Here is a 13,470-nt window from a genome sequence, read left to right as displayed (position 1 = left end):
CCTCTGGTGCTTGGATCGGTTCTAGTTGGTGTGTTTCAGTGGCAGTTCCATGCGGAATGCCCGCGGCGCAGCGCCCGGGACCGGCGTTGAAGCAGGCCTAGCCCATGCCCTCCGAGGCGCGGCTGTGCTCACGGATGTGCAGCAATGTGGGCCTGTCCGAATCGAGCGCGACCTTGATGCCTGCGGCGAGTTCATCGGCGTTGGCCACGGCTACCCCGTGGCATCCCATTGAGCGTGCCAAGGCAGGGAAATCCGGGTGGCCCAGAGCCACGGAATGCACCGGTGAGCCGCGGTCGACCATTTCGTTGTGGATTTCCCCATACCCTCCGTTGTCCACGACAACGATGGGAAGGGCGATGCCCAGCTCGGCGGCGGTGGCAAGCTCGGCGATGGTGAACATGATGCCGCCGTCCCCCTGCAAGACCAGCACCGGGGCATCGGGGTTGGCGACCTTTGCCCCGATCCCCGCGGGCAGCCCGTAGCCCAGGGTGCCCACGCCCGTGGGATACAGGAAAGCGTTGGGGCGGTGCAGGGGCAGGTTGGACAGCGCGCCGTAGTAGCAGGCCATGGCGCTGTCGCCGGCCACGATGGCATCGCGCGGCAGGGCGGCCTCGATCGCCGCGACGATCTCCAGCCACGGTCCGCCCTCGGCACGGGCATCTGCAGTGAAGCCCTCGCGCAGCGCCGCGGTGCGCTTGATGGCGGTGCGGTTGGGATCGTCGCTTCCGGCTGCAAGGTGCATCATCAGCGACTCCAACACTGCTGCGCTGTCACCGACCAGCCCGTGGCTGGGGACGGCGTTGGTGCTGATGGCGGTCGCATCGATGTCGATGCGGACCAGCTTGCCTTCCAACGACGGCAGCCCGAGCCACCAATCGGATGGTGCAAGTTCCGTTCCGATGGCCAAGACGATGTCGGCGTCACCGACTGCTGCCATCACGCTGGGATGCTGCAGCCCGGCGCCGACGGCCAGCTCGTGGTCCTCGGGCAGGATGCCCTTGCCGTTGGTTGTGGCCAGGACCGGGGCGCCCAGTGCCTCTGCAACGGCCTTGACTTGGTCGGCGGCCCGGGATGCCCCGCCGCCGACCAGGACCAGTGGGCGTTGGCCGGCGGACAGCGCCGCGGCGGCTGCTGCCACGGCTGCGGGGGGAGCACCCAACAAGCCGGCGGCGACCGGTGGCACGATGGAAATCTCGGCGACCTCGTCGAGCAGGTCAAGAGGGACTTCCAGGTGGACGGGGCGCGGCCTGCCGGTGCCCATGAAGGCAAACGCCTGAGCAACGGCCAGCGGGATCTCCGCGACCGAAGTGACTCGGTGGCTGTAGGCCACGACCGCATCCAGTGCGGCGCCTTGGTTCTTGATCTCGTGCAGCAGCCCGTTGCCGCGCCCCGGGTGGCGCAACGGCATCCCGGGGGAGATGAACAGCACCGGCACGGAATCCGAGTAGGACTGCGCGGCGGCCGCCGCGGCGTTGAGGATTGCCGGACCGGTGGTGGTCACCACCACCCCGGGTCGTCCCGAGGACCGGGCATAGCCGTCGGCCGCATAGCCTGCACCCTGTTCGTGGCGCGTGGAGACATGGGTGATGCCGTAGGCCGGCATGGCCGCATAGGCCGCCAGGTTGTGGGTGCCCGGGATGCCGAAGATCGTGTCGACGCCGTGGGCGGCGAGGGCAGCGATCAGCGCCTGCCCGCCGGTCATGGGGCTCATGCGTTGGCCCCCGAGGCGGTGTAGACGGACTTGCCCAGCCACTGCCCTCCGTCGACCACCATGACCTCACCGGTGATGTAGTCGGCGCGGGGGCCCAACAGGTAGGAGGCCGACTCGGCGATCTCCGCGGGGCTGGCGAAACGCCCGGCGGGGACTCCGCCCAAGACCCTGGCGCGCGCGGCTTCGGTGCCCCACAGGGCGGCACCGGCGCCCTCGGTCTCGGTCGGACCCGGTGCAATGCAGTTGACGCGCACGCCGCGGGCGGCCCATTCCACGGCCAGGGTGCGGGTCATGGCGACGACGCCGCCCTTGGCCGCGGCGCTGTGGACCGTGCCGGGGTGGCCGTGCCAGGCATAGGTGGCGATGACGTTCAGGATGCTGCCCGAGCCCGCCGCCAGCATGTGCTGGGCGGCAGCATGGGTGGCGTAGAAGGTGCCGTTCAGGACGATGTCGATCACCGCCTTCCACCCGTTGGGGCTCAGGTCTTCGCCGGCGGCAATGAAGTTGCCTGCCGCATTGTTCACCAGGGCATCCAGGCGGCCTTCCTCGGCTGCCACCGCATCGATGGCCTCGGCCATGCCCTGGGCGTCGCGCACATCGCAGGAAACGTGGCCGGCTTGCCCGCCCGCTTCGGTGATGAGCCGGACGGTTTCCTGCAGCGGTTCCTCGCGGCGCCCCAACACGACGACCTTGCCGCCTGCTGCCGCATAGCGTTGGGCGATGGCGCGGCCAATGCCCGAGCCTCCTCCGGTTACCACTGCCACCTTGTCGCGGAATTCGGTGCTGATGTCCGGGACGATCATGATGTTCTCCTTCATACTCTTGCCGTGGCCTTGGACAGCACCAGCGCGTCTACAGCCAGTGCGCCGGACGCGGCCACTCGGATGGGGTTTACTTCAAATTCCGTGATGCTTTCGGTCGCCGCGACAGCCTCGGAAACCGCAACCACGATCCGGGCCAGGGCCGCGATGTCGGTGGCTGGCCGTCCGCGCCACCCTTGGAGCAGCGGCAGGCACTTGAGCCTGCCGATCATCGTCAGGGCGGTGGCTTCGTCCACGGGGGCAAGTTCCACGCTGATGTCCTTGTGGAGTTCGGTTTCGGTTCCACCGGCTCCGACGGTGATCACCGCACCGAAATCCCTGTCCCGGCGGGCACCCACGAGCACCTCGACTGTGTTCTCCCGCATGTCCTGTTCCTCCACGACATACTGTCCGTCACCCAGGAGTCGATGCATCTCATCGAAAGCCGCGAGCAACTGCTCGGCCGAACCCAGACCCAGCTTCACGCCGCCGTGCTCGCTCTTGTGTTCCAGCCAACCGGCCTTCAACACCAGCGGATACGTCAACATCCGCCCGGCCCGGGATACGTCTTCGCGGTTCAGTGCCAGCATGCCTGCCGGCGCGTCGATTCCCAGCTCGGCCAGCAGCCCGCGCGCCGACCAGTAGCCGGGGTCCGGCTCCCGGACCGTGCGCGCAGTTGCACTGAGCGGGCGTCCCGGTGCCTCGGCAAGCCGGGCCGCCGAGGCCAGGGCCTCTAGGGCAAATTCGATGCCCGGGTAGCACGGGACGCCACGCTCCCACAATCGCCCGACGACGGGGGAGCTGTCGCTGAGGCTGTGCACGGCCAGAGCGAGGCATGAACCGTCGGCCAGTGCCGCAAGCCGGTCCGCGACCTCCAGCTCGAGGAGTCCGAGCGCCGGGGTGTCTTCCCCGTAGCGCCCGAAGTAGCCGGAGAGCACCACCGCATCCACTTCGCCCGAGTCCTTCAGCGCCTCGACCACATCGGCGTAGACGTGGAGGTTTGCCTCGCCGGCACCGGCCAGGTCGACGGGGTTGCACACCGCTGCGCCCGCCGGAAGGATGGCTGCGAGCCTTCGCTGGAGGGCGTCGGAAAAGACCGTGCCCTGCAGCCCTGTCCGCGCCGCGACGTCCGCGGCGATCCCTCCTTGCCCACCGCTGTCGCTGATGAGCGCGGTGCGGCGGCCCGCGGGCTTGTCCGCGACGCTTAGGTACCGTGCGAGGTTGATGAGCTCGGCAGGGGTGTTGACGCGAATGGCCCCCGCGGCGCGGCAGGCAGCGTCCACGGTGACCAGTGCGGAAGTCAGCGAACCCGTGTGCGACCTGGCCAGTCGCTGGCTCCCGTCGGAAGCGCCGGTGGTGAGCACCAGCGTGGTCTTCCCTGCCAGGGTGAGGGCGCGGATTGTTTCGACAAGCCGGGCGCCGCCGCAAAAGCTTTCCAGGTACAGGGCCACGATCTTGGTTTCCTCGTGGTCCGCCAGGTCGCCGAGGATCTCGGCTGCATTGACATCCAGCTGGTTGCCCACGGAAACGAAGCGGGAGACTCCCAAGCCGGCCCGGGCACCCAGGATGGCCAGTTCAGATCCCAGCTGACCGCTCTGGGAGACGATGGCCAGATGACCGGGGGTGAAGTGACCCCACGCCAGCTGCAATTTCGAGGCGGCGTCGAACAAACCAAGGCTGTTGGGCCCGATGATTCTGGCTCCCTTCTCGCTGATCCGTCTCTTCAAGGACTCCTCACCGGGGACTCCGGCGGTGATGCCCAAAAATGCCTTGGACCCCGCGGCCAAGGCGTCCTCGACGACCTCGGCAACGAACCGTGCTGGGATGCTCAGCACCACGAGTTCCGGAACTTCCGGCAGGGAAGAAACCTTGGGGTAGGCCTTCTCGCCCTGAACGAAGTTGACCTTTGCGTTGACCAGGAACACCGCACGCTCGGGGCGCCCCGTCAACGCCCCGCGAGCCAACCAGTAGCCCCACTTGGCGTGGTCGTCCGAGGCCCCGACAATTGCCACGGAGCGCGGATTGCGGAACGGGGCGAGGGAGGAATCCGGGGGGATCATGCCAACCCGAACTGCGCGTCGATGTCGCGCAGCTGGTCCTGCGTGAAGGCCAGTGCGGCATCTCGGAGGGTGACGCCGTCGGTGTCCGCACGGCCAAACATGTCGGTGACTATTCGGCTCATTTCGCTGCGGATCTTGTGCTCAGACTGCCCGAGGTCGGCCTCGAGGTCGCCAAAGAGCGTCCACCACCACCACGCATTGGTGGCGGAGTTGGAAACAAAGTCGGGAACCACCTGGATGCCGCGGGCCGTCAACAAGTCCTCGGCCTCCCGGAGCACGGGCATGTTGGCGGCCTCGACAATCACGGAAGCCGCAACCTCGTGTTGGTTCTCAGCGGTGATGCAGTACGAGATCGCCGCCGGCACCAGGACATCGGTTTCGACGGCGAGCCACTGTCCACGCGGCAGTTCCACGTCCTCTGGACGCAAGCCCGCCCGGTCGATCTCGCCAAAGGAATTGCGCGACTTCAGGAGCGCTTCCACGTCCAGCCCGTTCGGGTTGGCCATGACGCCGTTGGCGTCGGCGATTCCCACCACGAGCATCCCGGCCTGATTCAGGTACCGTGCCGTGGCGCCGCCCATGGAGCCAAAGCCCTGGATGACCACGCGGGAACCGACACGAGGCCGGCCGAGCTGGTCCAACGCCGTGAGCACGGACTCGGCAACGCCCAGCCCGCCCACCAATTCCCCGAGGCCCACCCCGTCAACATCGATGCCGAAGGCCTGGCGCAGCCGTGCGATGGCCTCTTCAGGGTCCGAAAGCAACGGGTACACGGCCTGGATAGAACTTTCCAGCCCCAGTTCCTGAATCACCTCGTCGATGAGCTTCTGCTGGAGGCCGAGGTCTTCGCCCATGGTCCAGTGAGCCCGAAGGAGGGCTCCGATTCCCTGGAGGTAGCGCTTGAGCACCCCCCGCATCTGCGGATCGTGCGGGTCGCAGTCGATGCCGCCCTTGGCACCTCCAAGGGGGACGTAGCGGCCGTTCGGGTTGTAATGCAGGCTTTCCTTCAGCGTCATGCCCTGGGCCAACCCGCGCACTTCCTCCAGGGTGCAGCCCTTGCGCATGCGCAGCCCACCGCTGCAAACGCCCCGCACCAGGCGGTCGATCACCAGAAACCCCTGGGCGCCGGTGACCGGGTCGGTCCATGACACCTCCAGCAAGGATGACGTTTTGAGGTCCTGCTTTTTCTTCTCGACCACGACCGACACGGGGCGACTCCTAGTCCATGCATTTGATTCTTACTGAATGGCTATTCAGTCTGCATGGCGCTCGGGACCCTGTCAAGGGATTGAATTATTGACCCCGCAGGCGATGGCCTTGCGGGCCGTTTCGCCGAGCTCCAGCTCCACCTGCCGGGCCAGCCAGGCATGCAGCTCGAGGCGCCCGATGCGCTCCTGGTGCACGAGCATCCGCACCGCCAAGCCATCCAGCATCGAGGTCAGCCGTGTGGCTGCGTCGCGGGAGTTTTCGGTCGTGAAAACGCCTTCGGCAACACCTTCGTCGATGGCGCCCCCGATCGCGTCCGTCCACTGCCCCTGCAGGTCAACGAGAACCTTTGCCAACACCTTGTCACGCATGGAAAAGGACCACGCGTCAATCCACAGTTGCCAGCCCCTGGCGCGACCTGTGGGCGCATACCATTCCAGTGCGGCCATGACCCTGGTGGCCGGAGTCCCGGGTTCGCGCATGATTCGGCCCAGCTTTCGCAAATCGCTTTCGGCGGCATACATCAGGGCTTCGGCCAGAAGCTTTTCCTTGGTTTCAAAGTGGTAGATGATCAATGCCGCGCTGACGTCCATGGCTGCAGCCACATCCGCAACGCGCAGGGCCGACATTCCCCCGGCCCGAATTTGGCGAACGGTTTCCCCAAGCACCTCAACGCGGCGCGCCTGTGCAGTTTTCCTGGTCATACCGGCACTCTATCTTCAATCGACTGGTGCCGGTGCGAAGGGAAATGTTCTGTCGTTTCATTGACAACGGACGTGACGCACGGCACAGTCTACGTATTAGCTGTATAGCCGTTCAGTAAGTCGAACAATGCAAGCGATCGAAGGGTGAGAGATTTCCATGGCCAGACAACGATTAGGAACATTGGTGGCGCTAGCTGCAGCGTCCACCTTGGCATTGACCGGATGCGGAGGGGCAACCCAGGCGAAGGATGGGGCAGACGCAGCCTTCGGCGAGTGCGAGGTGTACGGCGCGGCCGGGTCCATCAAGCTCAACCCCGTCACCCCTGACACTTTTACCGTGCAAACGAACCTGCCTTCCCCCGGTTGGTGGAAGGGCGTCTCGCCGGACAAGATCACCGGAGGCTATGAGTACTGCCTCGCGGCAAACATCGCCCATCGCGCGGGCCTTGGCAAGCTCAAGGTGGCGAATGCCTCCTTCGACGCGCTGGCGGCCGGACAAACTGACGGATTCGACATCGCCATGGCGCAGGTGTCCATTACGCCTGAGCGCCAAAAGGTCGTCCAGTTTTCCGAGCCGTACTATGACTCCAACGTTTCGGTGCTGGTCAAGAAGGGATCCGACGTCAGCGCGGAGAACATCCAGTCCAAGACCATTGGTGTCGCGCTGGGTACGACGGCAGTGCCTTTCGCCCAGGAGAAGCTGAAGCCCGGCACGCCGGCGCGCGTCTTCCAGGAAACCGACGCGATGGTCACGGGAGTGGCATCGGGCCAAATCGATGCAGCCATCCAGGACACCGCCATCATGCTTGGATTTGCCAGCGGTTCCGCGGGCGCCATGGAGGTCGTTGGGCAGTACCAGACGGGAGAACAATACGGGGCCATCTACCCGAAGGATTCACCCAATGCCTCCGCCATGGATGAAGCCATCGCCGCCATGGAAGTGGACGGGACGCTGGAAAAACTGTCCGCCTCCTGGCTGGGCCCCACGCTCGGCGGCGATCCCGCCAAGGTTCCGGTGTTCGAGATCCCATGATCAACGTGACGCCCACCCAAGACACGTACGACGCGCGCCTTCAACCGCCGCAGGCACAACCCCCGGCGGTGGTGCCGCTGACGGCGGCGTCGGTCATCGTAGTCATCCTTACCGCGGTGACGTCCTTCTACGCACTTGCGTGGCTTTACGCCTATATGTATCCCCAGCCCGCCGGCGCGTTCACCAAGGCAGTGTTCGTGGTCCTCTGGCTCGCGACCTGGCTGCCCCTGCTGCCCACGGTCCAAGCGCTCAGAAGCGCCCGCAAGTCCCGTAACGCCCTGCAGGACAACGGCATCGTCATCGCCAGACACCATGCCGCTCTTGGCCGCGAATCCGCACTCACAAGCCTCGGATACTCGGTTGCGATTGTCGTCCTCGCGTTGCTGGTCGCGTTTGTCAGCACCAACGACGGCGCCATTGCCCGGACATTCCTTCGTCCCGAATTCATCGCCCAGGCTTGGTCTGATGTGTTGCGCGCATTCTGGGTCAACGTCCAGGTGGCCATTGGTGCCGAGGTGCTGGTGTTGGTGCTCGGTCTGGTGATCGCCATCATGCGAATGCTTCCGGGCAGGGCCGGACGACCCCTGCGCTTCCTGGCAGTCCTTTACACCGACGTATTCCGCGCCATCCCCGGCATTATCGTCCTGTACCTGGTGGGGTTCGGTTTGTCTCTTGCCGAGGTGCCATTTTTCAAGGATCTCCCACCGATCGTACTGGCCATCTTTGCGCTAACCCTCACCTACAGCGCCTACGTCGCGGAGGTTTACCGAGCAGGGCTGGATTCCATTCATCGCAGTCAGTGGGCGGCCGCCCGCTCGCTGGGGCTGTCGTACCCGCAGGCCTTGCGCACCGTAATCATTCCCCAGGCGGTCCGCCGCGTCATCCCGCCGTTGCTCAACGATTTCATCGGGCTCCAAAAGGACACTGCCTTGATTGGAGTCATGGGTGTCATCGATGCCTTTACCCAGTCGCGCCTCGTCGGATCGGCAGTCTTCAACCTTTCACCCGTCACCGTGGTCGCCATTGTCTTCGTGCTCATCACCATTCCGCAGTCCCGCTTCGTCGACAGGATGATCGAAAAGGATCAAGCCCGTCAGCGTTCAGGATCGAACTAGGAAAAACATGTCATATCTGCAAATACGAGACCTGCATAAGTCCTATGGATCCGTCCAGATCCTCAAGGGGATTTCCCTGGAAGTGGCCCGCCACGAGGTCGTCTGTCTCATCGGCGCCTCGGGTTCTGGGAAATCCACGCTGCTGCGGTGCATCAACGCGCTGGAAACCATTGAATCCGGCGAGATCCTGGTCGATGGCGACCAAGTCACCGGCCTGGGCGTGAACCTGAATGTCCTGAGGCGGAACGTGGGCATCGTCTTCCAGTCCTACAACTTGTTTCCCCACATGACGGTGCTGAAGAACATCACGCTGGCACCCACCATGATCGGGGGAATTTCGAAGGACGCAGCCGAACAGCGGGCCATCGAGCTTCTGGACAAGATTGGCCTGCGTCAGAAGGCCGGGTCCTACCCCGATGCCTTGTCCGGCGGCCAGCAACAGCGCGTTGCGATTGTTCGTGCCATGGCGATGGACCCGCAGGTTCTCCTGCTCGATGAAATCACTGCAGCGCTGGACCCGGAACTTGTCGGCGACGTGCTCGAGATGATCAGGGAACTGGCAGTGGGCGGGCTGACCATGCTCTTGGCCACCCACGAGATGGGTTTTGCCCGAGAAGTGGCCTCACAGGTTTGTTTCCTGCATCAGGGAAAAATCCTTGAACGGGGGACGGCGGAGGAACTGTTTGAAAATCCCCAGGAGGAACGAACCCAGCAATTCCTGAAGCGGGTCGTCACTGCCGGACGGCTCTAAGCACCGGGGTCCGGGTCCCGGCCAGTGGGGAAAGCCACGCTTGCGATATCGTGCCCAGACGCCAGTCCAAGGAGTGGGTCTTGATTTCGCACTGGAAACAAGACCCCGATGCCGTGGCCGGACGAGACTCCCACTGCCGGCACGATTAGAGCCGGGCTGTACGACTTGGTCGTGCGGTGTCGCCTCCACTCCGGGCAGCGGCGTGCTCTGCAGACCTGGATGGAGTACGAGTCGAACTCGTGGCCGGCGGGGAAGCAGACAGGCCGCATGAGTGACCCTCGTGCAGGCAGCCTCCCGATCACCTCCGAGGAAACCGCAGCAAGGCGGTCTCCTCGGACCCGAACCCATGATGGGGAATGCAGTGCATGCCCAAAGCACGAAGTCTGCCCCTGCAGTGCTGCCTCATGAATGTATTGCCTACCCCGGAGGCCTCGCTGACAGGCACGGTGGGCGCAGCCATGGTTTCGGCACGGACTTCGCTGCGCTGGAAGGAACCACTCAACAGCGGCGGCCGAACCCGGGATCTAGCTCATCCCGGGGTCCTGTCCCTGTGGCTCATTCCAGCGCAATCCCAGCCCACTGGCCACGGTTCCTGGCGTTTTCGCCCGACCCTTGCCATGCCAGGGGCGCGAGGCAAGGCGTCGTTTCCCGAGCGTGCTACCGAATGGCCGGCGTTTCGGCGGCCGTGCCGGCCAGGCGCAGCCAGGTGTCAACCACGGTGTCCGGGTTCAACGACATCGAATCGATGCCCTCGTCGACCAGCCACTGCGCGAAGTCCGCGTGGTCGCTGGGCCCCTGTCCGCAGATCCCCACGTACTTGCCCCGCGCCCGACAGGCCGCGATGGCCATGCTGAGCATCTTCTTGACCGCCGGGTTGCGCTCATCGAAACCGCCGGAGACGATGGCCGAATCCCGGTCCAGGCCCAGCACCAGCTGGGTCATGTCGTTGGACCCGATCGAGAAACCGTCGAAGTGGTCAAGGAATTCATCGGCGAGCAGCGCGTTGGACGGCAGCTCGCACATCATGATGACCTCGAGCCCGTTCTCGCCGCGGCGCAACCCGTTCTCGGCGAGCAGGTCGATGACCCCGCGGCCCTCGGCCAGGGTGCGCACAAACGGGATCATCAGCTTGACGTTGGTCAGCCCCATCTCGTTGCGGACAAAGGACAGCGCCTCGCATTCAAGGTCGAAGCAGTCCCGGAAGGACGGTTCCAGGTAGCGCGAGGCCCCGCGGAAGCCGAGCATCGGGTTTTCCTCGTGCGGCTCGTAGGCCCGTCCGCCGACCATGTTTGCGTACTCGTTGGACTTGAAATCGGACATCCGCACGATCACCGGCTTCGGTGCGAACGCTGCAGCAATCGTCGCCACGCCCTCGGCCAGGCGCTTGACGTAGTAGTCGCGGGGGCCGTCGTAGGCGGAAATCAGCTCGCGGATTTCCACGGCAATCCCTGTCGGCTGGTCCTCGAGGTTCAGCAGCGCCTTGGGGTGGATGCCGATCTGCCGGTTGATGATGAATTCGAGTCGGGCCAGGCCCACCCCGTCGTTGGGCAGCTGGGAGAAGGCGAAGGCCTGTTCCGGGGTGCCGACGTTCATCATGACCTTCACCGGCGCCTCGGGCAGCGTGGCGATCTCGGTTTCCTCGAGGCTGTAGTCCAGCAGCCCCGCGTAGATGAATCCGGTCTCGCCCTGGGCGCAGGAGACGGTGACCTCGGTGCCGTCGGCGAGCTCCTCGGTGACGTTTCCGGTGCCCACCACCGCCGGGATGCCCAACTCGCGGGCGATGATCGCCGCATGGCAGGTGCGCCCGCCGCGGTTGGTGACGATGGCCGAGGCACGCTTCATGATCGGTTCCCAGTCCGGGTCGGTCATGTCCGCGACCAGCACGTCGCCGGTCTTGAATCCGGCCATCTGGTCGATGGAGCTCAGGATGCGCACGGCCCCGGAGCCGATGCGCTGGCCGATGGCGCGGCCCTCGGCGAGCACCGGGCCGCTCTCGTTGAGCTTGAAGCGGCTCAGCCGGCCGGCGGCGCGGCGGGACTGCACGGTCTCCGGGCGTGCCTGCAGGACATAGATTTCCCCGTCGATCCCGTCCTTGCCCCACTCGATGTCCATGGGGCGCCCGTAGTGCTCCTCGATGGCCAGTGCGTGGGCCGCAAGCTTTTCGACATCCGCGTCGGTGATGCTGAAACGGTTGCGCAGCGAGGCTTCCACCGGCACAAAATCAATGGTGCGCCCGACCTCTTCGCTTGTTGTGTACACCATCTGCAACGCCTTCTCGCCCAGCCCGCGCTTGAGGATGGCCGGGCGCCCGGCACGCAGGGCCGGCTTGTAGACGTAGAACTCATCGGGGTTCACCGCACCCTGGACCACGGCCTCGCCCAGGCCGTAGGAGGAGGTCACGAAGACCGCGTCCTGGAATCCCGATTCGGTGTCCATGGTGAACATGACGCCCGAGGCCCCCACATCCGAGCGCACCATGCGCTGGATCCCGGCGGAGAGGGCGACCTCGGCGTGCTCGAACTTGTGGTGCACGCGGTAGGCGATGGCGCGGTCGTTGTAGAGGGAGGCAAACACGTCCTTGATGGCCAGCAGGATGTTCTCGATCCCGCGGATGTTCAGGAAGGTTTCCTGCTGTCCGGCGAACGAGGCATCGGGCAGGTCCTCGGCGGTGGCGCTGGAACGCACGGCCCAGGACAGATCCGCGGATCCGCCGTGCTTGGCCACCAGTTCCTGGTAGGCGGCGCGGACCTGGGCCTCGAAGGCCGGAAGGAACGGGGTCCGGCGCATCATCTCGCGAATTTCCTGGCCGGCGGCGGCCAAGGCGGTGACGTCCTCGACATCCAGGCCCTCCATCCGCGCAACGATCCTGCGGTCCAGCCCCGAATCGGCAAGGAATGCGCGATAGGCGTCGGCGGTGGTGGCGAAGCCGTCGGGCACCTGGACACCGGCCGAGGTCAGGTTCTGCACCATCTCGCCGAGGGAGGCGTTCTTGCCGCCCACCTGGTCCAGGTCGTCGAGTCCGAGTTCCGAGAACCATTGGATGTCTGTTGTCATGGTCATTGCTCCTTTGCAAATGCTGACATGCGGTGCTGCTGCCTCCGGTGCGCGGCCGATGGCCGAGCATGGAGGCGTTCCTGTCCACTGTGACAGGTTCCTGCGGCTTCTTGCTAGGTGATGTGCACCATATTGACTTGGCGGATTTCCGTCCTAGTGCTTCAGGCGCATCTTCTGCAGGATGGTCGCGGCCATCTCCTCCACCGACACGCTTGCCGAATTCAGGTAGGGAATCCCGTGGGTGAGATACATGAGCTCGGCGCTGCGCAGCTCGTAGCTGCACTGCCGCAACGAGGCGTATGCGGAGTCCCGCCGGCGTTCGGTGCGGATCTGGCTCAGCCGCTGCGGCGTGGAAGTAAGTCCGAAACATTTCTCCGCAAACGGCTTCAGGGGCTCGGGCAGCCCCTCCCGCTCGAAGTCCTCCTCCACCAGCGGGAAATTTGCCGCGAAGATGCCGTGTTGCAGTGCCAGGTACATGGTGGTTGGTGTTTTCCCGCAGCGTGACGGGGCCACCAGGATGACCTGGGCCTTTTCCAGGGCCCGCAGGCTCTGGCCGTCGTCGTGCTCCATGGCATACTCGACGGCGGTCATCCTCGATTGGTACCTGGCGGCATTCCCCAGTCCGTGCGCCTGTCCCGGCTTGCCACTGGCAGCTGCGCCCAGCGCCCCCTCGAGTTGCCAGATATGCGTCCCGATCAAATCAACCACGGTGGCCCGGCAGGCGGCCAGGGTCAACCGGATGTCGCCGCCGACCACCGTGGAAAAAACGATCGGCAAGACCCCCTGGGCGGCCACCGCATCAACGGTGCTCACCACCGCCTGCGCCTGCTCGACGCTGGTGATGAACGGAATGGTGGTGCGGTCGAAGGTGCTCTGGGGGAACTGGGTGAGCAGCGTATTGCCGAGCGTTTCCGCGGTGATTCCGGTGCTGTCCGAGAGGAAATAGACGGGGCGGGAAACCTGTTCGACGCCGCCGGGAGTTTCGATCTTGCCCATCAAGTATCTCCTTTTCCCCTATCATTGCAGATGGCCGGAA

The 13,470-nt window shown here is 65.1% G+C and carries 10 protein-coding genes; 3 read left to right on the top strand and 7 right to left on the bottom strand.

The window, feature by feature from the left end:
- Nucleotides 1-97: 97 nt before the first annotated feature.
- The 5 genes from DQ353_RS09440 to DQ353_RS09420 form a co-directional block, all read right to left on the bottom strand.
- On the bottom strand, nucleotides 98-1,711 hold the full coding sequence (locus DQ353_RS09440; protein ID WP_113762504.1) for a thiamine pyrophosphate-binding protein: 1,614 nt from the start codon (nucleotides 1,709-1,711) through the stop codon (nucleotides 98-100).
- Nucleotides 1,708-2,529 (bottom strand): SDR family oxidoreductase, encoded by an 822-nt coding sequence (locus DQ353_RS09435; protein WP_220094000.1) that lies wholly within the window; start codon nucleotides 2,527-2,529, stop codon nucleotides 1,708-1,710. The genes DQ353_RS09440 and DQ353_RS09435 overlap by 4 nt, the downstream gene beginning before the upstream one ends.
- The gene (locus DQ353_RS09430) at nucleotides 2,526-4,571 is read right to left on the bottom strand and encodes an acetate--CoA ligase family protein (protein ID WP_113762503.1); all 2,046 of its coding nucleotides are present in this window, start codon (nucleotides 4,569-4,571) and stop codon (nucleotides 2,526-2,528) included. The genes DQ353_RS09435 and DQ353_RS09430 overlap by 4 nt, the downstream gene beginning before the upstream one ends.
- Nucleotides 4,568-5,779: a Glu/Leu/Phe/Val dehydrogenase dimerization domain-containing protein gene (locus DQ353_RS09425; protein WP_220093999.1), complete on the bottom strand. Its 1,212-nt coding sequence runs from the start codon at nucleotides 5,777-5,779 to the stop codon at nucleotides 4,568-4,570. The genes DQ353_RS09430 and DQ353_RS09425 overlap by 4 nt, the downstream gene beginning before the upstream one ends.
- A 72-nt stretch (nucleotides 5,780-5,851) precedes the next feature.
- On the bottom strand, nucleotides 5,852-6,481 hold the full coding sequence (locus DQ353_RS09420; RefSeq protein WP_113762502.1) for a TetR/AcrR family transcriptional regulator: 630 nt from the start codon (nucleotides 6,479-6,481) through the stop codon (nucleotides 5,852-5,854).
- Nucleotides 6,482-6,665: 184 nt separating this feature from the next.
- Between DQ353_RS09420 and DQ353_RS09415 the strand changes: the two genes are divergently transcribed.
- Genes DQ353_RS09415 through DQ353_RS09405 form a run of 3 tightly spaced genes read left to right on the top strand, consistent with a single transcriptional unit; the run spans nucleotide 6,666 to nucleotide 9,380 of the window.
- Nucleotides 6,666-7,514: an ABC transporter substrate-binding protein gene (locus tag DQ353_RS09415; RefSeq protein WP_220093998.1), complete on the top strand. Its 849-nt coding sequence runs from the start codon at nucleotides 6,666-6,668 to the stop codon at nucleotides 7,512-7,514.
- A complete protein-coding gene (locus tag DQ353_RS09410; RefSeq protein ID WP_220093997.1) occupies nucleotides 7,511-8,629 on the top strand; it encodes an amino acid ABC transporter permease in 1,119 nt (372 codons plus the stop codon). The genes DQ353_RS09415 and DQ353_RS09410 overlap by 4 nt, the downstream gene beginning before the upstream one ends.
- A 7-nt stretch (nucleotides 8,630-8,636) precedes the next feature.
- Nucleotides 8,637-9,380: an amino acid ABC transporter ATP-binding protein gene (locus DQ353_RS09405; RefSeq protein WP_113762500.1), complete on the top strand. Its 744-nt coding sequence runs from the start codon at nucleotides 8,637-8,639 to the stop codon at nucleotides 9,378-9,380.
- 657 nt (nucleotides 9,381-10,037) lie between these two features.
- Here the strand turns inward: DQ353_RS09405 and ppsA are convergent.
- On the bottom strand, nucleotides 10,038-12,434 hold the full coding sequence (gene ppsA, locus DQ353_RS09400; RefSeq protein ID WP_113762572.1) for a phosphoenolpyruvate synthase: 2,397 nt from the start codon (nucleotides 12,432-12,434) through the stop codon (nucleotides 10,038-10,040).
- 153 nt (nucleotides 12,435-12,587) lie between these two features.
- A complete protein-coding gene (locus tag DQ353_RS09395) occupies nucleotides 12,588-13,430 on the bottom strand; it encodes a pyruvate, water dikinase regulatory protein (protein ID WP_113762499.1) in 843 nt (280 codons plus the stop codon).
- Nucleotides 13,431-13,470 lie beyond the last annotated feature (40 nt).

The sequence above is a fragment of the Arthrobacter sp. AQ5-05 genome (assembly GCF_003287975.1).
Classification (GTDB): domain Bacteria; phylum Actinomycetota; class Actinomycetes; order Actinomycetales; family Micrococcaceae; genus Paeniglutamicibacter.
This window is presented reverse-complemented; position numbering and strand designations above follow the sequence as displayed.

Bases quoted from the DNA above. Each gene is read 5' to 3' on its own strand.
- DQ353_RS09410 (WP_220093997.1), top strand. From the start codon at position 7,511: ATGATCAACGTGACGCCCACCCAAGACACGTACGACGCGCGCCTTCAA.
- ppsA (WP_113762572.1), bottom strand. From the start codon at position 12,434: ATGACAACAGACATCCAATGGTTCTCGGAACTCGGACTCGACGACCTG.
- DQ353_RS09405 (WP_113762500.1), top strand. From the start codon at position 8,637: ATGTCATATCTGCAAATACGAGACCTGCATAAGTCCTATGGATCCGTC.
- DQ353_RS09395 (WP_113762499.1), bottom strand. From the start codon at position 13,430: ATGGGCAAGATCGAAACTCCCGGCGGCGTCGAACAGGTTTCCCGCCCC.
- DQ353_RS09440 (WP_113762504.1), bottom strand. From the start codon at position 1,711: ATGAGCCCCATGACCGGCGGGCAGGCGCTGATCGCTGCCCTCGCCGCC.
- DQ353_RS09435 (WP_220094000.1), bottom strand. From the start codon at position 2,529: ATGAAGGAGAACATCATGATCGTCCCGGACATCAGCACCGAATTCCGC.
- DQ353_RS09420 (WP_113762502.1), bottom strand. From the start codon at position 6,481: ATGACCAGGAAAACTGCACAGGCGCGCCGCGTTGAGGTGCTTGGGGAA.
- DQ353_RS09430 (WP_113762503.1), bottom strand. From the start codon at position 4,571: ATGATCCCCCCGGATTCCTCCCTCGCCCCGTTCCGCAATCCGCGCTCC.